The sequence below is a fragment of the Candidatus Woesearchaeota archaeon genome (assembly GCA_027858315.1).
GTDB lineage: Archaea > Nanobdellota > Nanobdellia > Woesearchaeales > UBA583 > UBA583.
This window is the reverse complement of record JAQICV010000043.1, coordinates 1-12296: the sequence shown is the minus strand read 5'-3', so window position 1 is coordinate 12296 and position 12296 is coordinate 1. Positions and strand designations below refer to the sequence as shown.

Below are 12296 nucleotides of genomic sequence, written 5' to 3'. Positions count from 1 at the left end.
AATATAGATAATTAAATATAAACATGAAAAAGTAAACAAATGAAAAAATTTTTTAAATCTATTAAGGAAGCTCTATTAGGATGGTTTCCAAAAGAAGTATCAACAGAAGAAGTATTTGTAGTAAAAGAATTACTTAAAAATTCTTTTAAAGTTATGAAAACTTATCAAGAATCTAATGAAGATGAAGAAATCTCATTCTTAGAATGGATAGCCATTGTTAAAACAGCACGTCCTTTACTTAACGATATTAGAAACTGGAAAGCTATTAAAGAAAGACTTCTTAATTTTAATTATAATGAGGGAAGAGAATTAGCAAATTTTATTGTACAAGAAGGAGTTCTTCCTGAGAAAGCAGAATTTGTAGTAGAACATCTATTAGCATACATTGAAATCCAAGTTTCTGCATATAAAGAACATGGAGTAGCTATTATAGATACTTTTAGAAAATAAATTATATGGACAAGGTAAAAGAAGAGATTAAAGATAGAGTTTCTAATAAAACTATCTCAGATTATTGAAAAAGAATTAAAGAAATTTCTTTAGTGGTTTCATCTTTAAGTGGAGCTACTATTGCTACTTTAGCAGCTTTAGCAATAACTCCTCCAGGATGGATAGCATCTATCTTAGCTGCTGTCTCAGTATCTTCTGCTTTTTTAGCTGGTAGGGCTCAGATAGACAAATCTAAGAAAAAATAATTAAAAAATTAACTAGAGTATTTTTCTACAATTTAAAAGAGAGAAAATAGAACCTATTTAAAATATTCTAGTTAATTTGTATTAAAATCTTTATTTATATTTTATAAAAAATTGTAAATTTACAATTATTGAAAGAATAATTTTGTTGTGCAATACAGCAGAATAATTAATATTAACTTAATGTAAAATGATTATGGAAGATGAATTAGATGATATTTTTGAAGAAAAAGTAATTGAAGAAAAGACTCCTATTGTAGATCCTCCTGTGGAGGATGATATTTTAGATGACACCCTATTCCCAGAAAAAGAAGACGATAATGAACCTTCTTTAGATGTGGTTGAAGATTTACTAGCTTTAAAAGGTATAAAAGATGGAAAAGTAAAAATTATAGATGAAGAAGACAATGAACAAGAAGTTTCATTTAATGAGCTTTCTAAGGAAGAACAATTAGAAATTCTTAAGCCAGAAGAAAAAGAACCTTCTATGGATTTATCAGAAAAAGAATTACAATTTATTAATAACCTTAGAGAAGGTGATATTACTATAGAAGAATACCTTGATAAATATAAAGAGGATATTTCACAAGATCTGCAAACTAATATTTCAGACTCTTATGAGATAGATGCTTATGACGATCAAGAATTATTTTTAATAGATTTAAAAGCTAAATATGATCTTACAGATGAAGAACTTTCTGCTGAATTAGAGAAAGAACTTAAAAATGAAGATCTCTTTAAGAAAAAGACAGATAAAATTAGAGTAGAGTATAAAGACTTAGAAGATACTTACAAAGAAGATCAGAAAAAACTTGTAGAAGATAAAAAGACTAAAGAATATGGAGATTTTAAAAATTCTATGATTGACGTTGCTGTTAAAAACAATGACTTTTATGGGGTTGAACTAGAAGATGATGAAAAGGAAGACGTATTAGGAAGCCTTTTAAATTTAGATGATAAAGGTGCAAGTGAGTTTGAAAAGGCAATATCTTCTCCAGAAAAACTTTATGAAGCCGCTTGGTTTATGAAGTACGGAAAAGAAGCTTTTCAAGCAATTACTGGTGCTTATGAAGAAGAGATTAATAAACTCAAGAAAGATAAGCCGCAAGTCGTGGTACAAAAGAAAGACAGTGACAGAATAAAAAGTATTCACGAAATATAAAGATTTAAACAATGATTATAGCAAGTTACGTTAACGTTAAGCCCGAATTGGCTCATAGCAGAACGTATGAAGACTTCTACAAATTTTTAGGTACAAGACCTAAGATGATGGGTGTAATGGCTCGTATGTATCCACATAACACAGCCACCTTTTTAACAGAAGCTTTATCTAACGTTTATTATAACCAAAAGACAGCTAATAAGTTTCAACCAATTAATTCACTTTTATTTGAGTGAGAAATTGATATAGAATTTATTGAAAGGGTAGAATTTGCAGCCACTCCAGACGGAACTGGTGCAGATGGTGCAGATGTCGAAATGTACTTTAAAAAAAGGTATTATGAAAAATATGATACTTTTATCATTGATGGTTCTCGCCAACAATGTATAGTAAAAACAACTCCCCAACGTAGAGCAGACAATTTCTGGATTTATACAGTACAATTAATCAATAGTGATTTTACTTCTGTATTAGATGCAAATTATTGCCAAATTGGTATGACTACTCGATTCTTGAGTAACATTATGCCAGAATATCATGAAGAGGGTAAACTTGTAATGCTCTCTTATTCTACGTTTATGAAAGCGGCATAAATATAGAAGAAAAAATTTTCCTAATTGCTGGAAACTCCTTCGGGACAATCAGCAGCTAAGGATTGTGAATTATCCAAAATAAAGATTCGTTCTTACTGGTAAATTATAATCAAAGTTCAACGACTAGTCGCAAGACGTACATAAAATATGGAAATGGAAAATAATTGAAAATATATAGTGTATTGTACAATAAATACAATAAATAATAAAATTTATATAGGAGTTCATAAAACTCTAAATCCAGAAAAATTTGATGGATATATAGGATGTGGTATTTATGTAACACAACCACATACTTATAATAAAGCTAAAACTAAATTTCAATTTGCTGTAAAAAAGCATGGAGTTAATTGTTTTAAAAGGTCAATAGTAGCTATTTTTAATAGTGATTTTGAAGCGTACTCTTTAGAAGAAGAGATAATAGACAGGGCATTTTTAGAAAGACCAGATGTCTATAACATGTGTCTAGGAGGAATTAATATAGGTGAATTCCAAAAAATCAAAGTCCATAAATACTCTTTAAATGGAGATTTTATAGAGTCTTTTGATTCTTTAAAAGATGCAGCAAAATCATTACAAGTAGATTATACTTATATAAGTTATGGCCTTAGAAAGAAAGTTAAAATCAAAGACTCTCTTTGAAGTTACTCAAAAGCTGATAAAATAAATAGTTCTGAATATAAAACGAAAAACTTATCTAAAAATAAAGTATTCCTTTATAGTAAGAATGGAGATTTTTTAAAAGTATTTAATACTCAAAAAGAATTAGCAATTGAAGTAAATATATCTCAATCATCTGTTACAAAAGCAATTAAAGAAGGCAGTTGTGTAAAAAAAGAATATTACATATCTTCTGAATTTTTTAGTACTTATGACAGAGCTAGATTAGCTTACATCAAAAAAAGAAAAATATATAAATATAATTCCGATGGGAATTTTATATATGAATATAGTAATCAATTAGATGCTGAAAAAGAAAACAAAGGCAGTAATATAAACAAAAGTTTAAAAACTGGGGATCTTTGTAAAAATAATTTTTATTGGCATATAGAGAAATTAAATAATATTCATGTAAAAAGATCAAATAAAAAACCTGTAGGAAAATATACTTTGGAAGGAGCTTTAGTAGAAAGTTATAAATCTGCTACAGAAGCTGCAAGACTAAATGGAACTGCAGTTTGACACGTTCTTTCAGGTAGAAGCAATACACATAAAAACCATAAATATGGTTATTTATCAAATTAAAGATATAGTCTGATCTGTATGGTAACATGCAGCTAACAAAAGTGTTTACAAAGTATCAAAGCAATGTCGAGTCCCATAGGAACTACTTAACAGAGCATAGAAACGACATCTCTTTCTCTGCAAGATATGCTCAGATGGAAGACCAGTTCATTAAAATCGCTAAAGGTGAGGATAATGGAGCTGCTAAAGAGAAACTCTTCAAACTTAATAAGATGGAGAAAGATCTATTGCAGAACTTCCAAGTTGCTAAAAATAATTCATTATTGTGGCAAAAAACCACTATGGATTCTAATGGTAAGTCTACAGTACTTACTGAAGATGGTAGACCTAAGAAAAACACATTTGTCACCGTGTTATGGGCCGCTTAATAGTAATATTAAGAAAAACCAATTAATCAATGATTAATAAATCAAACTCCTTTAATTGCTGGGAACTCCTTATAAAGGACAATCAGCAGCCAAGTATTCTATATTTAGAATAAAGGTTCAACGACTATCGAAAGCATAATATAAAAGAAAAATTTATATGAAGAAGCAAGTAGAGTAGAACTTAAACAGTTTGAAAAGGGGAGTATCCTTATTATGACAATAGTAATGAGGATAAAGATATAGTCTGAACTGTATGGTAACATGCAGATAACAAAATGTTAATTGCCGGTGACGGTTTAGTACCACAGATTGAACGTTTTGCATCTAAATTTAAATATGCAAAATTAGGTATTAATGTTCTTAATACTGCATTAGATCAAATGAATCAGAAAGCTGCTGAAGCTACTGGTAATCATTATACATTTATAATTAATGATCGCCTTTGGACTCAGGTAAATACAACTTTAGGAGACTGGTTGAAGAACTGGAACTCTACTCCTACATTATTGTATTCTAAAGATTCAGGTTCATTTGTAAAAGCAGATAACCCAATTAAAGTTGGAGGTACTTTCACTAGTTATGAAATTGCTGGTAACACAGTAACTTTTATGGTAGATAGAGCACTCTCTAAAGAATATCCAACCAAAGGGTTAACTTTCCATAGCCCTCTTGCAGCGTAAGCTGCTCGATTAAATTTCTCTAATTGCTGGGAACTCCCTAAGGGACAATCAGCAGCGAAGCATCGGATCATACAGTCTAATTAGAAGTACCGATGAACGTTCAACGATCAGTCCGAACGGACGTAGGCTTAGTTGCCGAAATGAGAAAAATCTAAAATATAATAAATTAAACAATGAATAAAATAAAATACATTGTATATCTCACAGTCAATATAGCGAATAAAAAGATATATATTGGAGTACACAAAACAAGCTCAGAAAAATTTGATGGTTACATTGGTTGTGGTGTATTTATAACACAGCCCTGCACTTATAAAAATAGTACTACAGCTTTTCAATATGCAGTAAACAAATATGGAGTAGATAAATTTTTAAGATTTACTTTATATGAATTTGATACAGAAGAAGAGGCTTATAAAAAAGAGGAAGAGTTAGTTACAGAAGATTTTGTAAAAAGAGAAAATACATATAACATGATGATAGGTGGAAAAACCTGGAGTAATAATCAAAAAATTAAAGTATATATGTATAATCTAGAGGGAGAGTTTATAGAAAAGTTTGATTCTGTAAATGATGCTGGAAGATTTTTTAATAAACAGAATGGGTCAGAAATTAGCAAGTCAATTAGACTTGGACATCAATGTCATGGGCACCAGTTTAGTTATAAAAAATTACCTTTTATGAAACACTTTAAAAGAAAAGTAACTAAAAAAACTAAAGAATCTATTGAAAAAACTATAAGTAAGCAGAGAAAATCAGTTGGAAAATTTAGCAAAGATGGAGTTTTACTTGAAACATTTAAATCATTAAATGCTTGTAGAAGAGCAGGATATACAAATGCTCAAGGTGTAATAGAAAAAAGAAGAAATCATTGTAAAGGATTTATTTTTAAATATATTTAGATTAAGATATGATCTAATCTTTATAGTAATATAAAGTTAATAAAAATGATGGAATATGTTTAGATATGTCTCCGGATGTATCAACTAATAGCCCTGCCATAGCAGCTTTCTCTTTAAAAGGTGCAGAATTTATCTCTAGTAAATTCCCAGGAGTTGGGGGTACAGACGGAGTTACTTCAGGTGTTGTTTCTAGCCCTGTAGCAGGTTCTAGACTTATTGTAGCTGGATACTCAGGTATTGCAGCTTTCGCTCCTTACCGTTCATTTATAATGGAAGAAGCATAGATAATATAAAGGAGGGGTTAAGTCTCCTCCTTATTTTTAGATTAAATACGATAGAGATTTATAAAACAAAATAAAATAATGCTAATATGACTAATGAAATAATTCTAAGGAGTGTCTATGGTAAAGTAAATCAAACTTATTATATTCAACCTTGTCCAAACCCAAGAACAGGAAAATTACCAATCTGCGTAAAAACAGTAGATTCTAATGGTGACATGATTTTATCAGAACAAGACAAAGAAGACATAAGTAAAGGTCTCAAACATTTTATACCTGCTGATTATACTTTTGAAATAGTAGATGGACAGCACTATGATTTAAATGATGTTGTTGAAAAATCTAACTGGGAAGCAATAGAATATTGCAATTGGATTGCTAAAGATAGATTTGAACGAGATTCTTCGGGGAATCTTATTATTGATGGTGGGGCTAAAAAATATGGTGTAGCAGACTTATATGTTGAAAGACCTGGTGAGCTTACAAGAGCTAAAATTTCTAGAAAAGAACTTGTACATAATGCATGTTCATATATCTTTGAAGATTCTGAAACAGAGCGTATTAAAAAATGTAGAGTTTTAGGAAGAGATTTACGTTACGCTATTCCAGCTGATATTTTAGATTACCTAATTGATAAAGCAGAGAAAGACCCAAGAAAAATTATTCAACTCTATGAAGGAGAAGATTGGAAACTAAGATTATTTTTAATAGATGCGTTAGACCGAGGAGTTATTCGTAAAGCCGGAGGCATTTATAAATATGATGAGACTGTTTTAGGAGGCTCAGAAGATGCAGTTATACTTTTATTGAAAGACATTAGGTATAAGAAAATGGTAGATTCTATTAAGAGAGAAACTTATCCAGAACTATTAACTAAAACTGAGATTAAAAGTATTCAAAAAGAAATGAATCCACCTGAAAACACAGAAGATACAGAGGCAACTGAACCTAAAAAAATGGTAAAGAAGTCAACAAAAACAGTAAAAGCTCAATAGAATGACTTCAAAACAAATTTTTGAATATGCTTTAGTAGAGCTTAATAAGAAAGAGGCCCCAAGCTTGTTACTTGAGGATTATAACTATTTTATAAATAAAGGAGTCAATCAGTACATTAATAAAATGTACAATATATATGACGTTAATCAACAAAAGACAGATGACTTAAGAGTATTGAAATCTACAGCAGTGATTAGTCCAACGCCAGTAGATGAAGTGGCTTTTACAGCAAGTTCTCTTTTAAGTAATGCCTATGAAGTTGATTTACCTGATGATTATTTACATATATTAAACTGCGTAGTAGAATATGATGTTTTAGCTAATTATAAATGTTATAATGCAGGAGAAAAATGGCAACAAGGAGCTAAAAGGCTTACTGCTGATATGTTTTCTCAGATAATTAACAATTATTATTTAAGACCTACTTATAAAAATCCTTATTATTACATTAATAATGTAAATGTGAAGAACACTTACATAACAAGTAATAATCAAGTGGATGTACAACCAAGATCATATATAGTAGATTTAGCATTAGCAGGTGCTGAAGATACAATTACAGTTACAGTTGGGGGTGTGTCAACAGTCCTTACTTATACAACAGACTTTACCACTGCTGCTACTTTAAAAACAGCAATAGATGCTCTAGATGATGACTTAATTACTACAGTAGATGGAACAACAGTTTCAATTCCAGACAATGCTGTAAATGAAGTAAGTGTTTCAGGAGCATTAGTTTTATCAATCACACCTTCTAGTAGTAAAAGTGCTGAGATTAGGTATGGTAATAAAACTAAAGTTAGAATGGAGATTAGATATGGAAAAGATAATTCTGTTTTTGAATTAAAATCAGTTTACATAGACTATATAAAAGCTCCACAATTTATTAGATTAACACAAGAACAAGTAGATGAAGTAACAGATAATTCACAAGTTTTAGAATTTCCAGATTATGTTTGTCAAGAAATAGTAAATGAATTGATTATGTTATTAATGGAGAACTCAAGTGATCCTAGAATACAAACACATGTTCCACTTAGTCAGTCTGTAGCTAATCCTGCACAACAACAAAAAGAAAAATAGATAATACAGTATAATAATGTGAAAAATACAAAACAATGTATCAATTTACAACAACAACAATTATTAATTCAGCTTTAGATTCAAATGGAACTTCTGATAAATTCTCTGGCGCAAATTCAGTATTTAACGTAGCTAGAACAGGTTCCTTCAAAAAAGATAATATTTTATTTACATCTAAAAACCCTTACAAAGCTGGGGTTAAAGAAATTGCAGAAGTTACTATCCCTACAATTACAGCAGGTTTAGTTGCTCGCATAGAAATAGATGTACAATTATCACAACAAACTGGCTCAGATTATGCTAGTGCATATTTAAACTTCCATAGACCTTTGTATATAGAAGTTCTCGCAACTGGTACTGCTGCAACAGATGCAACAGCTCTTAAAAATGAGATTAATAAAATAAGGGATCGTTATGGATTTTCTTATGTAACAGCTACTACTAGTGGTGCAGATCTCATAATTACTGCAACAGACCCTTACCAACGAATTAAAAGTATCAAGATTTTTAAAGAAGCTGGTTATACAGATAATTCAATTATAGAACCTGCTTACGAAGATGTTAGTGCTAGTACTTTTAGTGTAACTACTGATGGTGTTTCTGGATTTGGTACTGATGACTGGATGACTAGAAATATTATGATTCAAACTGCGGAAAATGTTCGTCATTTTGGTTTACACAAAGATGAACGTCCAGTTATTGGAGGTAATTATACTCAATATACACTTGAATATAGTATTGAAAAAGATGGTTCTACTGGTATTGTAGCAGGACATAAATCAATTACTACTCATGTATTTTATGTACTTAGTTCTTTAGTAACTAGTTTTGAAGCCGCATTAATTAATGCAAGTATTGAAATTGACACTGTAGGTACAGCTGTATCAGCAGTTACAGTTACTAGCAGTGATTTAGGTGTTTCAGACACTGTAACTAATGGTTATCAATTAACTTATACTACTACTCCTACAGGAGTTACTGGTGGTATTTGGACACGAGATACTACTACTGATGTTGACGCATTAAACTCAGATGCCGACTTTACTAAAGTTCTTGTATCTGCAACCGGAGAAGTTACTTTGGAAACTGGTCATGGTTTAGCTGTGGATGATGTTCTTGGATTTAAAATTACTATTGATGGTTCAACTTTTGCAAAAACTATTGCAGTTGTAGCATAACATTAATAAATTAACTTAAAAAGGTGGGCATAACTGCCTGCCTTTTTTTATTTAAAATAATATGATAGAAAAATTAGCATCCGCAATATATAATGATATAGTCTCTGGTTTAGTGGGAATAACATCTAATCCAACTATTTCAAGAGACCAACTAGAAGATGATGTGGTAGATGAATACTTGCAGATTATAAAAGAATATTCATTTAAAAATATAGTCCCAAAAAAGGATTTAGTAATGTCTATTAATTGTGTAGATGTTGATTGTTTAGCTTTAGATAAATGCCCCAGTTGTACTGTTTCAAATCCTTCAGAGCAACCTCAACAACATTTTCAAATACCACAAATAGTAAATGATTTAGCAGAACAATCAATTACTTTTATTGGTTCTACGGATAAACAAACTGAATATATTATTTATACTGATTTAAGTTTTAAATATCATAAGTATAAAAGAAGAATGGCAGATAAACCTTATGTGTACATAGAGACAACTCCAAATGATAACAATATGTATGATGGATGAATTTTTAATGCACCCTTTGTTAAGAAAATGTCAATAACATTTATACCTAAAGATCCTCGACAATTAGATTTTTATGGATGTTGTGCAGGAGATGATATACAAAATTATACTTTCTTATCTGCTGAAATAAAGAAAAGACTTACTGAAAAAAAGATTAGATATTATAGACAGCTCTATGCAGGAGCAACTCCAAATACTCAAACTCCTAAATAATGAAAGAATATCCATTTAATACAGCATACACTCATTTAAAAACTTTCTATGGAACAGAAATTACTCCTGATGATTTTGAGACAATAGGATTATCTGCTTGAGATAAGATTGGGAATAAAAGATCTAATTTATATAAATATAAAGCAACTCCTGTTGAAGATGAAGGTGGTTGATATATTAACCTTCCATGCAATGTAGATTTTATAGAGGCAGTTACTACCTCTTATGAAGATTATCAAGAAACATATGCAACAAAAAGTGATGGAGATACTACTTCTGAATGAATAGAAGGATATATAGAAAATAGAAAAATGAATACTCCTTTTTTAAATCTTCCAGGAAAGTTTGTTAAATATAGAGTAGCTAATGATAAATTATATGTAGCACAAAATTATTCAGATATAAATGTTTTATATAAAGGAGTAATACTAGATGAAGAAGGATTGCCATCATTAACTGAAAGTGAAGTAGATGCTGTAGCAGTATTTTGTGCCTACTCAAAAACTTTTAAAAATGCTTTAGTAACTAAAGATCCTCGTACTATGCAATTAGCAGCACAACTAAAAAATGACTGGTTAACTAGATGTACCCAAGCAAGAGTACCAGACCATTTAAGTCAAAATGATTTTGATGAAATTTTAAATGCTTCTACTTCATGAGATCGCAAACGTTTTGGAAAATCTTTTAAACCATTTAAATAATGAGAATGTTATTTAACCATGGCATGACTCCTGCTGAATTATATACAAATACACCTTTAAAAATATGTAGTAGAAAATGAAGGTGGTTTATAAAACATTATGGGAGTACACAATCAAGGGGAGATGCTTTGTCAGATCCTTTTAAATTTGCTGTTGGTTATATTATAAATAAAATGATTGATGAAAAGTCTAGATTTATAATTCCTAATGTAGCAGAATCTTACTGAGATTTTAAAACTATTGCAGAGGATGATTTTGTAAGAGCTAGACAAAATGGAAAATTTCAAGATATTGACTTTGTAAATTCTGATTTTAAAGGTTATATGTTATATTATCATTTTAAAACAAAGGGTTATCAAAAAGCATACCCAATGTATTTAGGAGGAGAACTAAAACAAAAACTTGCTGATAGAACAAATGAAGGAGATTCTTTTTATACTGCTCATGATTTTACTTTAAATGATATTTTACCAGTAATTTATAAAAAATTCCCTGAATTAACTAAAAAAGAATTAAGAGGTTTATTAGTACATGGTTTTATGAGAATGAACCATTGTATGAAATTTGGATGTGCTTTTACTATAAATACAGGAAAATTTTATAATTGTTATGTATTTATAGGCAAAATATCTCTAGATCCAACATATCAAATCAAGGAATTTATGATTAGGAGGGATAGAAAACTAAGAAAAATATGTGCATGGAGGAAAGATCCATTTGATACATATTACTATATTGGTTTAAAGGGTAAAGGTCTTGAAAATTGATTAGATTTGAATAAGAGAAGCATGAAAATATGTAAATTTGAAAATATTATACCAAGGAAACTAATAGAGGAATTTTATTATAGAGGAAGTGATACACATATATTTAGAATAAGACTCTCCAAATTTAAAGGGTATGCTTTTTGAGCAGATAGATTGGAAGCAAAAAAAGTTGATTACTTAGGAGTAATAAAAGATTATAAATTAGATGCTTCAGTGAAAACATGATTAGAAATAAGAACAGAATATGAGAAAATCCGCAACAAATAGTTTTACGGGAGGATTAAATTTAGATTTAAATCCATTAAATACTCCTAATGATATACTAACTGATTGTTTAAATGGAACTTTAATTACCTTTAATGGAGATGAATTAACATTGCAAAATGATGCAGGTAATACTAAAGTTTATATATCTTATCCAACTGCTACTCTTTATAATACCAATAGTAGTTATAGTAATGGAGATATAGTATATGAAGAAGTAGAGGGAGACAAAATATACCATAAAAATATAAGTGGTAAACAGAATAATGATAGTGCTGCAGTAGATGCAAACCAAGCTATAACTACAGATATTTGAGTACTATTACCTTCAAATGAGGTAGCTTTATCTACAGGCTTTGTACCTATAGGAGTCAAAGAATATGCAGGAATTTTATATATAGTTTCTGTAAAAACTCCTGATAATTCATTAATTGAATTTGGAGTAGCACCTCCTTATGATATAGGAGATATTGTGTATGCAAATATAACAGGTATAACAGTTTATTATGAATGTTTAATATCAAATAGTGATGCAGTATTACCTTTAGAAACAAATATCTGGTGAAAATATATAGGAACAGTAGAAGATTATAATAATCAATATGGAGAAGTAGAAATAGGAACTTATCCAAGTCCAGAATTTGGTGG

The 12296-nt window shown here is 29.8% G+C and carries 17 protein-coding genes; all 17 read left to right on the top strand.

The window, feature by feature from the left end; genetic code table 11:
• The first annotated feature begins 39 nt into the window (after positions 1–39).
• A complete protein-coding gene (locus PF569_03755) occupies positions 40–450 on the top strand; it encodes a hypothetical protein (protein MDA3855348.1) in 411 nt (136 codons plus the stop codon).
• Positions 451–542: 92 nt separating this feature from the next.
• On the top strand, positions 543–695 hold the full coding sequence (locus tag PF569_03750; protein ID MDA3855347.1) for a hypothetical protein: 153 nt from the start codon (positions 543–545) through the stop codon (positions 693–695).
• A 193-nt stretch (positions 696–888) separates the two neighbouring features.
• Positions 889–1854, top strand: coding sequence for a hypothetical protein (locus tag PF569_03745; protein MDA3855346.1), 966 nt, complete (start codon positions 889–891; stop codon positions 1852–1854).
• Positions 1855–2171: 317 nt separating this feature from the next.
• Positions 2172–2447: a hypothetical protein gene (locus tag PF569_03740; protein MDA3855345.1), complete on the top strand. Its 276-nt coding sequence runs from the start codon at positions 2172–2174 to the stop codon at positions 2445–2447.
• A 177-nt stretch (positions 2448–2624) separates the two neighbouring features.
• Positions 2625–3089, top strand: a complete 465-nt coding sequence (locus tag PF569_03735) for an NUMOD1 domain-containing DNA-binding protein (GenBank protein ID MDA3855344.1) — start codon at positions 2625–2627, stop codon at positions 3087–3089.
• 737 nt (positions 3090–3826) lie between these two features.
• A complete protein-coding gene (locus PF569_03730; protein MDA3855343.1) occupies positions 3827–4060 on the top strand; it encodes a hypothetical protein in 234 nt (77 codons plus the stop codon).
• 275 nt (positions 4061–4335) lie between these two features.
• The gene (locus tag PF569_03725) at positions 4336–4740 is read left to right on the top strand and encodes a hypothetical protein (protein ID MDA3855342.1); all 405 of its coding nucleotides are present in this window, start codon (positions 4336–4338) and stop codon (positions 4738–4740) included.
• Positions 4741–4913: 173 nt separating this feature from the next.
• Positions 4914–5642 (top strand): NUMOD1 domain-containing DNA-binding protein, encoded by a 729-nt coding sequence (locus PF569_03720; GenBank protein ID MDA3855341.1) that lies wholly within the window; start codon positions 4914–4916, stop codon positions 5640–5642.
• Positions 5643–5707: 65 nt separating this feature from the next.
• Entirely contained in the window at positions 5708–5926 is a 219-nt protein-coding gene (locus PF569_03715; GenBank protein ID MDA3855340.1) for a hypothetical protein, read from the top strand.
• Between the two features lie 86 nt (positions 5927–6012).
• On the top strand, positions 6013–6918 hold the full coding sequence (locus tag PF569_03710) for a hypothetical protein (GenBank protein MDA3855339.1): 906 nt from the start codon (positions 6013–6015) through the stop codon (positions 6916–6918).
• Between the two features lie 124 nt (positions 6919–7042).
• Positions 7043–8002 carry a hypothetical protein gene (locus PF569_03705; protein ID MDA3855338.1) on the top strand — a complete coding sequence of 320 codons (960 nt, stop codon included), beginning with the start codon at positions 7043–7045 and terminating at the stop codon, positions 8000–8002.
• A gap of 35 nt (positions 8003–8037) precedes the next feature.
• Complete coding sequence (locus tag PF569_03700) at positions 8038–9180, top strand: hypothetical protein (GenBank protein ID MDA3855337.1); 1143 nt, start codon at positions 8038–8040, stop codon at positions 9178–9180.
• Positions 9181–9241: 61 nt separating this feature from the next.
• Entirely contained in the window at positions 9242–9703 is a 462-nt protein-coding gene (locus PF569_03695) for a hypothetical protein (GenBank protein ID MDA3855336.1), read from the top strand.
• Between the two features lie 27 nt (positions 9704–9730).
• Positions 9731–9916, top strand: coding sequence for a hypothetical protein (locus PF569_03690; protein ID MDA3855335.1), 186 nt, complete (start codon positions 9731–9733; stop codon positions 9914–9916).
• A 311-nt stretch (positions 9917–10227) separates the two neighbouring features.
• Positions 10228–10575, top strand: a complete 348-nt coding sequence (locus PF569_03685) for a hypothetical protein (protein ID MDA3855334.1) — start codon at positions 10228–10230, stop codon at positions 10573–10575.
• 365 nt (positions 10576–10940) lie between these two features.
• Positions 10941–11384, top strand: coding sequence for a hypothetical protein (locus PF569_03680; GenBank protein MDA3855333.1), 444 nt, complete (start codon positions 10941–10943; stop codon positions 11382–11384).
• Between the two features lie 244 nt (positions 11385–11628).
• Complete coding sequence (locus PF569_03675; GenBank protein MDA3855332.1) at positions 11629–11964, top strand: hypothetical protein; 336 nt, start codon at positions 11629–11631, stop codon at positions 11962–11964.
• The last annotated feature ends 332 nt before the right edge of the window (positions 11965–12296 follow it).

What these genes read in the sequence shown, in the direction of transcription:
- PF569_03695 (MDA3855336.1), top strand. Translation starts at nt 9,242, where the DNA reads ATGATAGAAAAATTAGCATCCGCAATATATAATGATATAGTCTCTGGT.
- PF569_03720 (MDA3855341.1), top strand. Translation starts at nt 4,914, where the DNA reads ATGAATAAAATAAAATACATTGTATATCTCACAGTCAATATAGCGAAT.
- PF569_03730 (MDA3855343.1), top strand. Translation starts at nt 3,827, where the DNA reads ATGGAAGACCAGTTCATTAAAATCGCTAAAGGTGAGGATAATGGAGCT.
- PF569_03680 (MDA3855333.1), top strand. Translation starts at nt 10,941, where the DNA reads ATGTTATATTATCATTTTAAAACAAAGGGTTATCAAAAAGCATACCCA.
- PF569_03675 (MDA3855332.1), top strand. Translation starts at nt 11,629, where the DNA reads ATGAGAAAATCCGCAACAAATAGTTTTACGGGAGGATTAAATTTAGAT.
- PF569_03700 (MDA3855337.1), top strand. Translation starts at nt 8,038, where the DNA reads ATGTATCAATTTACAACAACAACAATTATTAATTCAGCTTTAGATTCA.
- PF569_03690 (MDA3855335.1), top strand. Translation starts at nt 9,731, where the DNA reads ATGTCAATAACATTTATACCTAAAGATCCTCGACAATTAGATTTTTAT.
- PF569_03745 (MDA3855346.1), top strand. Translation starts at nt 889, where the DNA reads ATGGAAGATGAATTAGATGATATTTTTGAAGAAAAAGTAATTGAAGAA.
- PF569_03740 (MDA3855345.1), top strand. Translation starts at nt 2,172, where the DNA reads ATGTACTTTAAAAAAAGGTATTATGAAAAATATGATACTTTTATCATT.
- PF569_03710 (MDA3855339.1), top strand. Translation starts at nt 6,013, where the DNA reads ATGACTAATGAAATAATTCTAAGGAGTGTCTATGGTAAAGTAAATCAA.
- PF569_03685 (MDA3855334.1), top strand. Translation starts at nt 10,228, where the DNA reads ATGAATACTCCTTTTTTAAATCTTCCAGGAAAGTTTGTTAAATATAGA.
- PF569_03755 (MDA3855348.1), top strand. Translation starts at nt 40, where the DNA reads ATGAAAAAATTTTTTAAATCTATTAAGGAAGCTCTATTAGGATGGTTT.
- PF569_03715 (MDA3855340.1), top strand. Translation starts at nt 5,708, where the DNA reads ATGTCTCCGGATGTATCAACTAATAGCCCTGCCATAGCAGCTTTCTCT.
- PF569_03725 (MDA3855342.1), top strand. Translation starts at nt 4,336, where the DNA reads ATGTTAATTGCCGGTGACGGTTTAGTACCACAGATTGAACGTTTTGCA.
- PF569_03705 (MDA3855338.1), top strand. Translation starts at nt 7,043, where the DNA reads ATGTACAATATATATGACGTTAATCAACAAAAGACAGATGACTTAAGA.